General features: G+C 58.9%; 13 protein-coding genes. 1 reads left to right on the top strand and 12 read right to left on the bottom strand.

Annotated elements, in window-relative coordinates:
* Positions 1–12 precede the first annotated feature (12 nt).
* From hisJ to pdxB, 12 genes are all read right to left on the bottom strand, one after another.
* Positions 13–795: a histidine ABC transporter substrate-binding protein HisJ gene (gene hisJ / locus EV102420_RS04675; protein WP_042389537.1), complete on the bottom strand. Its 783-nt coding sequence runs from the start codon at positions 793–795 to the stop codon at positions 13–15.
* A gap of 251 nt (positions 796–1,046) precedes the next feature.
* Positions 1,047–1,829, bottom strand: a complete 783-nt coding sequence (argT, locus tag EV102420_RS04670) for a lysine/arginine/ornithine ABC transporter substrate-binding protein ArgT (protein ID WP_042389536.1) — start codon at positions 1,827–1,829, stop codon at positions 1,047–1,049.
* A gap of 283 nt (positions 1,830–2,112) precedes the next feature.
* The gene (locus EV102420_RS04665; protein WP_042389534.1) at positions 2,113–2,703 is read right to left on the bottom strand and encodes a UbiX family flavin prenyltransferase; all 591 of its coding nucleotides are present in this window, start codon (positions 2,701–2,703) and stop codon (positions 2,113–2,115) included.
* A gap of 95 nt (positions 2,704–2,798) precedes the next feature.
* On the bottom strand, positions 2,799–4,316 hold the full coding sequence (purF, locus tag EV102420_RS04660; protein WP_042389531.1) for an amidophosphoribosyltransferase: 1,518 nt from the start codon (positions 4,314–4,316) through the stop codon (positions 2,799–2,801).
* Positions 4,317–4,349: 33 nt separating this feature from the next.
* Positions 4,350–4,838 carry a colicin V production protein gene (cvpA, locus tag EV102420_RS04655; RefSeq protein WP_042389529.1) on the bottom strand — a complete coding sequence of 163 codons (489 nt, stop codon included), beginning with the start codon at positions 4,836–4,838 and terminating at the stop codon, positions 4,350–4,352.
* Positions 4,839–5,023: 185 nt separating this feature from the next.
* Complete coding sequence (gene dedD / locus EV102420_RS04650) at positions 5,024–5,722, bottom strand: cell division protein DedD (RefSeq protein ID WP_042389527.1); 699 nt, start codon at positions 5,720–5,722, stop codon at positions 5,024–5,026.
* Positions 5,712–6,980 carry a bifunctional tetrahydrofolate synthase/dihydrofolate synthase gene (gene folC, locus EV102420_RS04645; RefSeq protein ID WP_042389525.1) on the bottom strand — a complete coding sequence of 423 codons (1,269 nt, stop codon included), beginning with the start codon at positions 6,978–6,980 and terminating at the stop codon, positions 5,712–5,714. The genes dedD and folC overlap by 11 nt, the downstream gene beginning before the upstream one ends.
* A gap of 69 nt (positions 6,981–7,049) precedes the next feature.
* Positions 7,050–7,964, bottom strand: a complete 915-nt coding sequence (gene accD, locus EV102420_RS04640) for an acetyl-CoA carboxylase, carboxyltransferase subunit beta (RefSeq protein WP_042389523.1) — start codon at positions 7,962–7,964, stop codon at positions 7,050–7,052.
* A 103-nt stretch (positions 7,965–8,067) separates the two neighbouring features.
* Positions 8,068–8,727, bottom strand: coding sequence for a DedA family protein (locus EV102420_RS04635; protein ID WP_042389521.1), 660 nt, complete (start codon positions 8,725–8,727; stop codon positions 8,068–8,070).
* A 25-nt stretch (positions 8,728–8,752) separates the two neighbouring features.
* On the bottom strand, positions 8,753–9,565 hold the full coding sequence (gene truA / locus EV102420_RS04630; protein WP_042389519.1) for a tRNA pseudouridine(38-40) synthase TruA: 813 nt from the start codon (positions 9,563–9,565) through the stop codon (positions 8,753–8,755).
* The gene (locus EV102420_RS04625; protein ID WP_042389517.1) at positions 9,565–10,578 is read right to left on the bottom strand and encodes an aspartate-semialdehyde dehydrogenase; all 1,014 of its coding nucleotides are present in this window, start codon (positions 10,576–10,578) and stop codon (positions 9,565–9,567) included. The genes truA and EV102420_RS04625 overlap by 1 nt, the downstream gene beginning before the upstream one ends.
* 66 nt (positions 10,579–10,644) lie before the next feature.
* Entirely contained in the window at positions 10,645–11,781 is a 1,137-nt protein-coding gene (pdxB, locus tag EV102420_RS04620) for a 4-phosphoerythronate dehydrogenase PdxB (protein WP_042389515.1), read from the bottom strand.
* Between the two features lie 125 nt (positions 11,782–11,906).
* Between pdxB and flk the strand changes: the two genes are divergently transcribed.
* Positions 11,907–12,914: a flagella biosynthesis regulator Flk gene (flk, locus tag EV102420_RS04615; protein ID WP_042389512.1), complete on the top strand. Its 1,008-nt coding sequence runs from the start codon at positions 11,907–11,909 to the stop codon at positions 12,912–12,914.
* Positions 12,915–12,923 lie beyond the last annotated feature (9 nt).

Below are 12,923 nucleotides of genomic sequence, written 5' to 3'. Positions count from 1 at the left end.
CACAGGTGGGGATTAGCCACCGTAAACATCAAAATCGAAATACTTTTTCGCCAGCTTTTCGTAGGTGCCGTCGGCACGCATATCGGCAAAGGCTTTGTTCAGCGCTTCGCGCAGCTCATTATCCTCTTTGCGAATGCCCATGCCGGTACCCACGCCAAACAGCTTCTCATCTTTGATGGACGGGCCACCAAATTTGTACTCTTTGCCCGCCTGGGTTTTCAGGAAACCTTCGCTGGCGGCTACTTCGTCCTGGAACGCGGCGTCGATACGGCCCGCGGTCAGGTCAGCATAGATAGAGTCCTGGCCCTGATAGGAGACGATCTCAACGCCTTTCGCCGCCCAGTGTTCGTTGCCGTAGGTCTCCTGGGTGGTGCCCTGCAGAACGCCGACGCGTTTGCCTTTCAGGGTCGACAGGTCCGGCTGGATGTTAGAGGCTTTCGCCACTACCAGACGTGAATCTGCTGCATAAAGCTTGTCAGTAAACGCGATCTCTTGCTGACGCTTCTCGGTAATGGAGAGCGACGACATGATGGCATCGATTTTCTTCGCTTTCAGCGAGGGAATCAGCGCATCCAGCGGGTTCTCAATGAAGGTACACTGGGTATTAATGCGTTTACACAGCTCTTTAGCCAGATCGATATCAAAACCCACTAATTCACCCTGCGCATTCTTCGATTCAAACGGTGCGTAGGTAGGATCGGTGCCAATGCGCACCTTTTGCGGAATAGCAGCGAAAGCGCTGGTCGCGCTGGAAAGAGCAAGTACCAGAGAAAGCGATAATACCAACTTATTCATAAACATCCTCAACTGACGGTCTTTTAACGGGATTTTGCACAGAATACGGTATGGCTATCGTGCCATTATTCGGCCCGGCAAGGCAAAATATTCTGCCCTGCCGGGCGCTTTTTTTTGCAGCGCCACTGCTTAACTATGCTGTTTTAGGTCCCGTTGCCTGACAGAGGTACGTTTACCGCACCGCCGTAAGGCATCAACCACATCAATGCACCACGCTGGCTCACCACCCTGGTGCAAAGACGTTCCGTCACTTAATCACCGTAGACGTTAAAGTCGAAGTATTTTTTCGCCATCTTGTCGTAGGTACCGTCTTTGCGGATTTCACCCAGCGCTTTGTCGAATGCGGCTTTAAGCTCGGTATCGTCTTTGCGCAGGCCAACCCCGGTGCCTTCCCCGAAGAAGTTTTTATCTTTTACCGACGGACCGGCGAAGGCAAACTCTTTCCCGGCAGGCTGTTTAAGGAAGCCTTCGCTGGCAGCAACCTCATCCTGCAGGGCGGCGTCCAGACGACCGGCAGCGAGGTCAGAGTAGATCAGATCCTGGTTCTGGTAGGCAACCACATCAATGCCTTTGCTGCGCCAGTTAGCGTTGCCAAAGGCTTCCTGGGTTGAACCCTGTAACACGCCCACGTGTTTGCCTTTCAGCGACTCAATGGTCGGCTGGATCGGCGAGCCTTTCGCCGCGATCAGGCGTGAATCCGCCGCGTAGAGCTTATCGGAGAAGGCGATCTCCTGCTGGCGCTTTTCAGTAATGGAGAGAGAAGAGATGATGGCATCAATTTTCTTGGCTTTCAGGGAGGGGATCAGCGCGTCAAAGTCGCTGCCCACCCAGGTGCACTTAACCTGAATACGCTTGCACATCTCGTTACCGAGGTCGATATCAAAGCCGACAAACTCACCCTTCGCGTCTTTAGACGAGAATGGCGCATAGGTTGCGTCCGTACCAATGCGCACGGTCTGGGGAAGCGCAGCGTAAACGCTGGCGGCGCTGGAGAGTCCCAGCAGTAAAGAGAGAGCTACAGCCGTCTTCTTCATACATTACCCTCGAGTTTCTGATTTTATTATCTATTGCGTGTTGTTGTATAACGTTGTGTTGTGTTACCCGCTGATGCTTGCACGTCTTATGCCACTTTCTCATGACGAATAATAATCGCCCTCAGAAATGTTAATAAAAGGTTGCAGCATTACCGTTAGGGTGAAAGATAGCAGGTCTGCTAAATGAACCGCAGCGTTACAAACTGAAAACAGCGGTTAAATGTCGAGGATATGATCGCGCTTGCAGATTTGCCCTGTAACAGGGCAATCCAGGTGAGGTGCACTATTTTGACGCATTTGAGGCTGCGGGTCCCTGCCAGCGGGTGAAGAGATCTTCCGGCAGGTCAATGTCGAACTGGTCGATCACGCGATTGACCGTCTGGTTGATGATGTCATCGAGGGTCTGCGGGCGGTGATAGAAGGCCGGGACCGGGGGCATGATTGCCGCGCCCAGCTCCGCAGCCTGGGTCATCAGCCGCAGATGGCCAAGATGCAGCGGCGTTTCACGTACGCAGAGCACCAGCGGGCGGCGCTCTTTCAGCACCACGTCCGCCGCGCGGGTCAGCAGGCTGTCGGTATAGCTGTGAACGATGCCGGACAGCGTTTTAATGGAACAGGGAAGGATCACCATGCCGGCGGTCTTAAACGAGCCGGAGGAGATGCTGGCGGCGATATCACGCGAGTCATGTACCACGTCGGCCAGCGCCTGGACGTCACGCAGGGAGAGGTCGGTCTCCAGCGCCAGCGTCTGGCGGGCGGCATTGCTCATCACCAGATGGGTTTCCACCTCAGGCACGTCGCGCAGCACCTGCAGCAGACGCACGCCGTAGATGGCCCCGCTGGCACCCGAGATGCCGATAATCAGTCGTTTCATATTCCCGTCCTTTTACTTACGTGAGAGGACTTTGCCGGATTATGGCGGGCGTTGCAACGTTGAAGCGCCCCGCGAACGCAGGGCGCACGAGTGAGTTAACCCTCGTTATGCATCTCTAAGCTTTCGAGATCGTTTTGCATCTGTACGGCTTTGACGTCGTCATTGCGCAGAGAGTCGAGATAGTCGAGATACTGCTGGTTAACGTCTTTGGTCACGTAGATGCCGTTGAAAACCGAGCACTCAAACTGCTGGATATCCGGGTTCTCGGCGCGCACGGCGTCGATGAGATCGTTAAGGTCCTGGAAGATCAGGCCGTCAGCGCCGATGATCTGGCGGATCTCGTCCACTTCACGCCCGTGGGCGATCAGCTCGTTTGCGGTCGGCATATCGATGCCGTAGACGTTCGGGAAGCGGATCTCCGGTGCCGCAGAGGCGAGGTAAACCTTCTTCGCCCCGGCTTCGCGTGCCATCTCAATGATCTGCTCCGAGGTGGTACCGCGCACGATAGAGTCATCCACCAGCAGTACGTTCTTGTCGCGGAACTCGGCGCGGTTAGCGTTCAGCTTGCGGCGCACGGATTTACGGCGCAGCTGCTGGCCCGGCATGATAAAGGTGCGGCCAACGTAGCGGTTCTTCACGAAGCCCTGACGGTAGGGTTTATCCAGAATGTGGGCGATCTCCAGCGCGATATCGCAGGAGGTCTCAGGGATCGGGATCACTACGTCAATGTCGAGATCTTCCCACTCGCGGGCAATCTTCGCGCCCAGCTTTTTACCCATATTAACGCGGGCGCTGTAGACGGAGATTTTGTCGATAAAGGAGTCCGGACGGGCGAAGTAGACGTACTCAAACAGGCACGGGTTGCTGACCGGGTTGTCGGCACACTGGCGGGTAGAGAGCTGGCCTTTTTCGGTGATATAGACCGCTTCGCCCGGCGCGACGTCACGCAGGAATTCAAAGCCCAGCGTATCCAGCGCCACGCTCTCGGAGGCCATCATATACTCGGTGCGGCCGTCGCCGATGTCACGCTTGCCCAGCACCAGCGGACGGATGCCGTTGGGATCGCGGAAACCGACCATGCCGTGGCCGATAATCATCGCGATGCAGGCGTACGCGCCGCGGATCTGGCGGTTGGTCGCGGCAATAGCGGCAAAAATGTTATCCGCCTCTAACGGGTAGTGGCGGAAGTTATCCAGCTCGCTGGCGAAAATATTGAGCAGGATTTCAGAGTCGGAGGTGGTGTTGATGTGGCGACGCTTCTCCTGGAACAGCTTCTTACGCAGCTCGTGGGCGTTGGTCAGGTTGCCGTTGTGGGCAAGCGTGATGCCATACGGCGAGTTGACGTAGAAGGGCTGGGCTTCAGACGCGCTGGAGCTACCGGCCGTCGGGTAGCGCACATGGCCGATACCCATATTCCCCTGGAGGCGCTGCATGTGGCGGGCTTCAAATACATCGCTAACCATCCCGTTCGCTTTACGTAAACGGAAGCAGTTGTTTTCATCGATAGTGATGATGCCTGCGGCATCTTGACCACGGTGCTGAAGCACCGTTAACGCGTCATAAATCGACTGGTTTACCGGCATAACACCGGCGATACCGACAATACCGCACATACGTCTTTTCCTCGCTAGGCCACATCGCAGGGCTTACGCCCTGGGCAAAAAACTAGACGAGCTTTGCAGATAGTCAAAGAACCACCTGATGATGACACTGAACTGGGGGATCAGCTGCGAACGCTGCCAGTCATCGCTTTTCGAGAACCCGGTAAAGGTATCGAGAAAGAACAGGATTGCGGCAACAATCAGCGCCCCACGTAGCGCACCGAAGCAAATCCCCAACACCCTGTCGGTTCCCGACAGGCCGGTTTTATCAACCAGGGTGCCGAAAATGTAGTTAACGATAGCGCCGACAATCAGCGTTGCGATAAACAGTACTGCGATAGCAATCCCGTTCCGCACCAGTGCGTCTTCAAAGCCCGTGAACCAAACAGACAGGTAAGTGTAGTAATGACTGGCAACAAAGAAAGCACAACCCCATGTCACCAGCGATAACGCTTCACGTACAAAGCCACGGATCAGGCTAACCAGACAGGAAAAACCTATTACCGCGATGATGGCGTAATCAATCCAGACCATATGTGTCCCATGATTTTACGCCCTGTCGTCCAGTTCGGGGCGCATTCTAACAGAAAAAGAAAACGTTTGCGTAGCGATTTCCGTGCCGCGCGAAAATAAAAATGGCGCTGAAAAAATATTCAACGCCATCAGACCTTTTGCCTTCTGCGGCCTGCCGGCCGCGCTTTTTTTAACCTGCCAAAGGATCAGTTTGCGCTGTAGTTCATCACCACGCCGCTTAAGCCTGAGAGCTGTTTTAACTCACCAAGCGACCCTTTTAGCTTGTCTCTGGAGGCGTCCGGGCCGACCAGAATGCGGGTTATTTTACCCTGTACCGGCGTATTTGGAATAGTGTAAACGCGATACCCTGCTCCGCGCAGCTTACCGACGATCTCGGTGACCTTATCGGCATTTTTCAGCGCCCCAAGCTGGACGACCCAGGCTTTGCCGGTTGGCGCAGGCTTCTCCTCCGCCGCCGGTTTAGGCGGGGCCACCGGCGCGTCGTTCGCGGCGGCTAACTGCTCGCTGGCCCGGTCACGCTGCGGCTGCGGCTTAGGTTGCGCCTTTTCCACCGGCTTCGCTTTCGGCGTCTCTACCGGGTACTGCTCCGCCTCCAGCGCGCTGCCTTCAAGCGCCTGACGAGACGTGTCCAGCGACGGCGCGGCGGCATCGCCCGCCCGCACCTCTTCCGCAGCACCCTCCGGCGGCTGGGCCGGCAGCGCCTGCGTTGCCGCTGGCATCATGTCCGGCTCGTCGCGGTCGCCCGGCTTCGGCACCAGCGGGATCGCCGCAAACTCGTCCTGATAGTGTTTTTTCTGCCCGTCAAGCAGCCCTGGCAGGATAATCACCCCCAGCGCCACCAGCACAATGGTTCCCATTAAACGGTTCTGAAACTTACTTGCCACCTGCTCTCCCCGCGTCCATCGCTTCCATGACATGTGCCACCGTGTGGAATGAACCACACACCAGCACGGTATCTTCAGGTCTGGCATCCGCCATCGCCGCGCGCCACGCCTGCTCGACGTCAGCAAATGCCGCCCCGCCTTTCAGATGGGCTAGCAGCTGCTCCGCCGTCGCGCCGCGTGGCCCTTCCAGAGGGGCACAATACCAGCTATCGACGCAGCGCTCCAGACAGGCCAGCGTGCCGCCGATGTCTTTATCATGCAGCATTCCGACCACCGCCAGCACGCGCCCGTGAGACGGCAGCGCCGCCAGCCGCTCAGCCAGGTAGACCGCCGCGTGCGGGTTATGCGCCACGTCGAGGATCAGGCGCGGTGATTCACTCACCGTCTGAAAACGTCCCGGCAGGATCGCGCCAGCAATACCGTCGCGGATCGCCTGCTCGCTCACCGTCAGCCCGCTGGCCCGCAGCGCCGCCAGGGCGGTTGCCGCGTTCGGCTGCGGAACCTGAGGCAACGGCAGCGCGCGTAGCTCGCCCGCGGCATCCTGAAATGTCCAGCTATTATCCGCTACCGCGTAGTGCCAGTCGACCCCACGACGCAGCAGGTTAGCCCCCTTCTCACTCGCCACCTCGGCAATGGTGTGCGGCATATCGGGTTCACCGACCACCGCAGGTTTGCCGCCGCGGAAGATCCCGGCTTTTTCCCGGCCAATGCTTTCGCGATCCGGCCCCAGCCAGTCGGTATGATCGAGGGCGATGCTGGTGACCACCGCCACGTCGGCATCCACCATGTTGGTGGCATCCAGGCGTCCGCCCAGCCCGACTTCGAGGATCACCACGTCCAGCGCGGCCTGCTTAAACAGCCACAGCGCCGAGAGCGTGCCGTACTCAAAGTAGGTGAGCGAGGTTTCGCCCCGAGCGGCCTCAATGGCAGCAAACGAGCGGGTATGCTCCAGCTCGGGCAGCTCACCGCCCTGCACGCGCACGCGCTCGGTATAGCGCACCAGATGGGGCGAGCTATAGACACCCACCCGGTAGCCTGCCGCCAGCAGAATCGACTCCAGCGTGCGGCAGGTGGTGCCTTTGCCGTTGGTGCCCGCCACGGTAAAGACGAAAGGTGCGGGCTTCAAGACATTCAGCGCCGCGGCCACCCGGCTGACGCGCTCAAGACCCATGTCGATGGTTTTACCGTGCAGGTTTTCCAGATAAGAAAGCCACGTGGCCAGGGGCGACGTGGCTTGAGGAGTGCTTTTCGTTTCCATAGTGCCCGGGGATTGCTGCCAGTGTGAAAAGAAAAAAGGCAGAGCCGGCTGGCCCTGCCTCCTGATTTATCAGATCCCGACTTCCTGATCCGGTACCGGCGGTACGACCACGCTTTCACGCGGTGCATCCGGGTTGGGCGCAGGCTGGTTCATCAGCTTCGCCAGAATGCTCGCCAGCTTCAGGCGCAGCTCCGGGCGACGCACGATCATATCAATCGCGCCTTTCTCAATCAGAAACTCGCTGCGCTGGAAGCCCGGCGGCAGTTTCTCACGCACGGTCTGCTCGATAACGCGCGGACCGGCAAAGCCGATAAGCGCCTTCGGCTCAGCGATGTTGAGATCGCCCAGCATCGCAAAGCTTGCAGAGACGCCGCCCATGGTCGGGTCGGTCAGCACGGAGATATACGGCAGACCGCGCTCCTGCATTTTTGCCAGCGCGGCAGAGGTTTTCGCCATCTGCATCAGGGACATCAGCGCTTCCTGCATACGCGCCCCGCCGGAGGCGGAGAAGCAGATCAGCGGGCAGTTGTCTTCCAGCGCCTGCTCAACGGCACGCACAAAACGCGCGCCCACGACCGAGCCCATGGAGCCGCCCATAAAGGCAAACTCAAAGGCCGCTGCCACAACCGGCATCTCGTGCAGGGTGCCTTTCATCACCACCAGCGCGTCTGTCTCACCGGTCTCTTTCTGAGCCGTAGCCAGACGATCTTTGTACTTTTTGGAGTCGCGAAACTTCAGCACATCTTTCGGCTCAAGCTCGCTACCCAGCTCCACCATGGACCCTTCGTCCAGCAGGCTATGCAGGCGACTACGCGCTGACATACGCATGTGGTGGTCACATTTCGGGCAGACCTCCAGGTTACGCTCCAGTTCGGCACGGTAAAGTACCTGACCGCAGCTGTCACATTTGGTCCACACGCCCTCAGGGATGCTTGCCTTGCGGGTGGGGGTAATATTGCTCTTAATTCGTTCAATCCAGCTCATTGATAACCTTTCTGCATGAACCTGGTAGCCCATAAATGGTGCACATTAAAACATAACAGTCGGCAACTTGGGACAAAAAAGTGGTCGAACCGTTGCCGGCTTCCTATTTTGCCTGTCGTGATGCCGCCCGTCGATGACGAATAATTTCGACGATGCCTGGCAGGATAGAGAGCACGATAATCGCGACGATCATCAGCTTCAAATTCTCCTGTACCACCGGCAGATCGCCAAACAGATAGCCTGCATAGGTAAACAGCAATACCCACAGCAGCGCGCCGATGACGTTATAAGCCGCAAAATGACGATAGGACATATGCCCCATTCCCGCCACAAAAGGCGCAAAGGTTCTAACGATCGGCACAAATCGCGCCAGAATGATGGTCTTGCCGCCGTGCTTGTCGTAGAACGCGTGGGTTTTATCGAGGTAGCTGCGACGGAAGATTTTGGAGTTGGGATTACTAAATAGCCGATCGCCAAACAGGCGGCCAATAGTGTAGTTCACCGCATCGCCGAGGATCGCCGCGATAATCATCAGCATCACCATCATATGCACGTTGAGATCGTTGCTCGGCAGCGCAGAGAGCGCCCCGGCCACGAACAGCAGCGAGTCGCCCGGCAGGAACGGCGTGACCACCAGCCCGGTTTCACAGAATAAAATCAGGAACAGGATGGCGTAGATCCAGATGCCGTATTCGGCCACCAGCTCCGCCAGATGCACATCAATGTGCAGGATAAAGTCGATCAGAAAGTAGATAAAATCCATGTCATTAGCCTTTGTCTGTCTGCATTTAGTCCGCTAAAAACAGCGGACCCATAGGCAATACCGGCAGTTCAAACCTGGCGGGGTAGTCTACCGCGACCAGGTACAGCCCTTCCGCTTTTGCCGTTGCCGCTGCAAGCCGACGATCCTTTGCCGCCAGCAGCTCTGCTATCCAGCTCTCCGGCTGGTTGTGGCTGCCTACTTCCATCAGGCTGCCGACAATGTTCCTGACCATATGATGTACAAAGGCATTGGCTTTGATATCGACCACCACATATGCACCGTAACGGGTTACGTTAATGTGCATCACGTTACGCCACGGCGTGCGCGACTGGCACTGTACCGCCCGGAACGAGGTAAAGTCATTCTCGCCAATCAGACACTGGGCCGCGCGGTGCATCCGCTCCGCGTCCAGCGGCTGATGGTAGTGCGTCACGCCCTGGCCAAGCACCGCCGGACGCAGACGTTGGTTGTAGATGACGTAGCGGTAACGGCGAGCCGTAGCGCTAAATCGGGCATGAAAATCATCGGGCACATCTTTCACCCAGCGCACCGCAATGTCACCAGGTAAATTCGCATTTACACCCAGCGTCCAGGCGGCGTCTTTACGCAGGGCGGTGGTCTCGAAGTGCACCACCTGCCCCGTGCCGTGCACGCCCGCATCGGTGCGGCCCGCGCAGAAGACCGAGATCGGCTCGTTCGCGACCTGCGAGAGCGCCTTCTCCAGCTTCTCCTGCACGCTGCGGACTTCGTTCTGCCGCTGCCAGCCGTAATATTTGCTGCCGTCGTACTCAATGCCCAGCGCGATCCGATAGACCGGCTTCTCCTGCACCTCTGACATCAGTAGAGATACTCCTGGACCAGCTTCTCGGCAATCTTCACCGCCATCAGCGCGCCGCCGAAGCGCACGTTGTCGGCAACGGACCAGAACTGGATCTGCTCCGGCATGCCGTAGTCGTTACGCACGCAGCCAACGGAGAGATGCGTACTCCCGGAGGCATCCCCCACCTGGGTGGGGAACTCCCCGGCTTCAGAGAGAACGATCTCTTCGCCGCGGGCAAAGGCGTCGCGTGCCTCTTCCGCCGCTAGCGGACGCAGGGCTTCAAAGTTAACCATCTGTGCGTGACCGTAGAAGACCGGTGCCTGGACGCTGCTGACGGAGATCATCAGACCGTCATCCTGGAGCACCTTGCGCACCTGGTCGACGACGCGACGCTCGTCAGGGACGCTGCCTTCGCCATCAACCCGTAGCGGCAGCATGTTAAACGCCAGCTGGCGGCCAAAGTAATCCTCTTCATCGACGGGAATGCCGTTGAGCAGCTTGGCGCTCTGCCCGGCCAGCGCATCTACCGCCGCCTTGCCCTGACCTGAGACCGACAGCAGGTTAGTCACGGCGATGCGCGACAGGCCACCCTCCTCAATCAGCGGCTTCAGCGCGGTCAGCAGCTGGCTGGTGAGGCTGTCGGCAACGGCAATCACGTTGCGGTTGCGGTAGTCGGCCAGCACAAACGGGTTAACGTCCGGCACGACCAGCGGCACGTCCGGCTCCAGCGCAAACAGGCCGCTGGCGTCGATCACCAGGCAGCCCGCGTTAGTCGCCTCTTCAATATAGGTAGCTGAAGCCTCCGCACCGGCCACGAAAAAGGCCAGCTGCGCCTGCGTCCAGTCAAACTCGGCGGCGTCCTGGACATAGATTGTTTTACCTACGTAGCGCAGATCTTTACCGGCGCTCTCGTGACGGGCCAGCGCATACAGATCGCCCACCGGGAACTGACGCTCAGCAAGCGTTTCGAGCAGGGCTTCGCCGACAGCGCCGGTTGCGCCCAGGATGGCAATGTTCCAGCCTTCTGACATGGTGGTTTACTCCAGACAATAGCAGTACGCTCCCCGCAGCAGGGCGGAGAGCGAAAGAGAATAAGTTTAGTGCGTCGGGTGATAGACGGCGGTAAAACCGAGCTTATGCAGCAGGCTTGCGGCCTCGGCGTCATCACACTGAATATAGAGCGATGACCACTCGCGGCGCTCAAGATAGTTTTTGCGCAGCTTATCAAACTCACCCGGGATGCCCGCCACTTTACGCAGGGGTGCATCGTCGCGGCGCACATCATACACCAAATGGGCTAGTCTTTTCAGCGTTGGCTGATCGAGCGGGCCATGCAGGGTGATGCGGCCAAATTCCGGCGCGGGCAGCAGGGTATCGAGGGCAACCTGCTGGCGATGGCCGATAAACGCGCTGAAAGCTTCAAAGACCTGGGTGGTGCCGCGCGCCTTGCCCTCCAGCGTATAGCCCGCGATGTGCGGCGTACCGATGTCGACCCGCTTGAGCAGCTCGACGTTGAGATCCGGCTCCGGCTCCCACACGTCCAGCACCACGCTGAGATCCTGCCCGGCCTCCAGACGCATGAGCAGCGCAGCGTTGTCCACCACCCTGCCCCGGCAGGCGTTGATGAGGATCGCCCCCGGCTTCAGGGCGCTAATCAGCGCGTCGTCGACAAGGTGCAGCGTTTTGTACGGCCCCTCTTTGAACAGCGGCGTGTGGAAGGTGAGAATATCAGCCTCGCGCACCAACGCTTCTAGCGGGCGGAAATCCCCCGCATCGCCGCGATCGGCACGCGGCGGATCGCACAGCAGGGTGCGCACGCCCCACGCCTCTAGCCGCGCCTGTAAACGCGACCCGACGTTGCCGACGCCGACAATGCCCACGGTGCGGTCTTTCAGCGTAAAACCGTCGCGCTCGGCCAGCATCAACAGGGCGGAGAAGACGTACTCCACCACCGCAATCGCGTTGCAGCCCGGTGCCGCAGAGAAGCCAATCCCCGCCTCGCCCAGCCACGCCTGATCGACATGATCGGTTCCGGCGGTAGCCGTACCGACAAATTTAACGGCGGTCCCGCTGAGCAGTGACGCATTGACCTTAGTGACGGAGCGCACCATTAATGCCTGCGCGTCAGCCAGCTCGTCCTCAGGGATCGGGCGGCCAGGAACGGGTTTAACCTCGCCCAGACGGCTAAAGAGTTCGCGGGCGTAAGGCATATTTTCATCAACGAGGATTTTCACGTTACGGTACCTGTATGAGAACGGGAGATAACGGCGCAAGTGTGCCATAATCTCGCCGCCAGGCATACTGACAATGCCGCAGACCGTTACGCGAGCCGCATAGGTAAGAGAGAAGGACAGAGATGATGCAACCCATTCAGGGTGCGCCGGCGCGCCCTCCCGGGCAAGAGCCGACCACCCCCACCACAGCCGCAGGCGACCAGCCCCTCTCCACCCAGCAGCGCACGGTGCTGGAGAGGCTGATTACCCGTCTGGTGGCCCTGACGCAGCAGCAGAGCGCCGAAGTCTGGGCCGGGGTGAAGCACGATCTGGGTTTAAAAAACGATGCTCCCCTGCTCTCCAGGCACTTCCCTGCCGCCGAGCAGAGCCTGTCCCAGCGTCTGGAGAGTGCCGTCCAGAATAACGCCAACCGCCAGGTGCTTTCGCAACTGACGGAGCTGCTGGGCCAGGGCAACAATCGCCAGGCGGTGAGCACGTTTATCCGCCATCAGTTTGGCCAGACGGCGCTCAGCCAGCTCTCTCCCGAGCAGCTTAAAACCGTGCTGGTGATGCTGCAGAAAGGCGAGCTGGCGATCCCCCAGCCGCAGCAGCGCCCGGCCACCGATCGCCCGATGCTGCCTGCCGAGCACAATACGCTGAACCAGGCAGTCACCAAGCTGGCTGCCGCCACGGGTGAATCCAGCAAGCTGATCTGGCAGTCGATGATTGAGCTTTCCGGCGCAAAGACCGGCGAGCCGATCCCGGCCAAGCAGTTTGCTCACCTGCTGACCTGGCTGCAGGCGCGCCAGACGTTGAGCACCCAGACGGCGCCGACCCTGCATACGGTGCAGTCGGCTCTGAAGCAGCCGCTGGACGCGCACGAATGGCAGGGCATTCAGGATTATGCTCAGCAGACGTATCAGGTCACGCCGCAGACGGTGCTGACCACCGCCCAGGTGCAGGATCTGCTCAACCACATCTTCCTGCGCCGCGCCGAGCGTAACGAAGCCCTGCTGGAGCCGCGTCATATCCAGCCGATCTACAACCCACTGTTCGCCCCGGTGATGGAGTCGTTCAAGTCGCTCTCTGCCCGTCCGGGCCTGATTGCCATCGCGCTGCTGGTGGTGCTGGCGCTGATCTGGCTGGTGATTTAACGCGTACCT

This window comes from Pseudescherichia vulneris NBRC 102420 (genome assembly GCF_000759795.1).
In the GTDB taxonomy this organism is placed as follows: Bacteria; Pseudomonadota; Gammaproteobacteria; order Enterobacterales; family Enterobacteriaceae; genus Pseudescherichia; species Pseudescherichia vulneris.
This window is presented reverse-complemented; position numbering and strand designations above follow the sequence as displayed.

What these genes read in the sequence shown, in the direction of transcription:
- hisJ (WP_042389537.1), bottom strand. Translation starts at nt 795, where the DNA reads ATGAATAAGTTGGTATTATCGCTTTCTCTGGTACTTGCTCTTTCCAGC.
- argT (WP_042389536.1), bottom strand. Translation starts at nt 1,829, where the DNA reads ATGAAGAAGACGGCTGTAGCTCTCTCTTTACTGCTGGGACTCTCCAGC.
- EV102420_RS04665 (WP_042389534.1), bottom strand. Translation starts at nt 2,703, where the DNA reads ATGAAACGACTGATTATCGGCATCTCGGGTGCCAGCGGGGCCATCTAC.
- purF (WP_042389531.1), bottom strand. Translation starts at nt 4,316, where the DNA reads ATGTGCGGTATTGTCGGTATCGCCGGTGTTATGCCGGTAAACCAGTCG.
- cvpA (WP_042389529.1), bottom strand. Translation starts at nt 4,838, where the DNA reads ATGGTCTGGATTGATTACGCCATCATCGCGGTAATAGGTTTTTCCTGT.
- folC (WP_042389525.1), bottom strand. Translation starts at nt 6,980, where the DNA reads ATGGAAACGAAAAGCACTCCTCAAGCCACGTCGCCCCTGGCCACGTGG.
- accD (WP_042389523.1), bottom strand. Translation starts at nt 7,964, where the DNA reads ATGAGCTGGATTGAACGAATTAAGAGCAATATTACCCCCACCCGCAAG.
- EV102420_RS04635 (WP_042389521.1), bottom strand. Translation starts at nt 8,727, where the DNA reads ATGGATTTTATCTACTTTCTGATCGACTTTATCCTGCACATTGATGTG.
- truA (WP_042389519.1), bottom strand. Translation starts at nt 9,565, where the DNA reads ATGTCAGAGGTGCAGGAGAAGCCGGTCTATCGGATCGCGCTGGGCATT.
- EV102420_RS04625 (WP_042389517.1), bottom strand. Translation starts at nt 10,578, where the DNA reads ATGTCAGAAGGCTGGAACATTGCCATCCTGGGCGCAACCGGCGCTGTC.
- flk (WP_042389512.1), top strand. Translation starts at nt 11,907, where the DNA reads ATGCAACCCATTCAGGGTGCGCCGGCGCGCCCTCCCGGGCAAGAGCCG.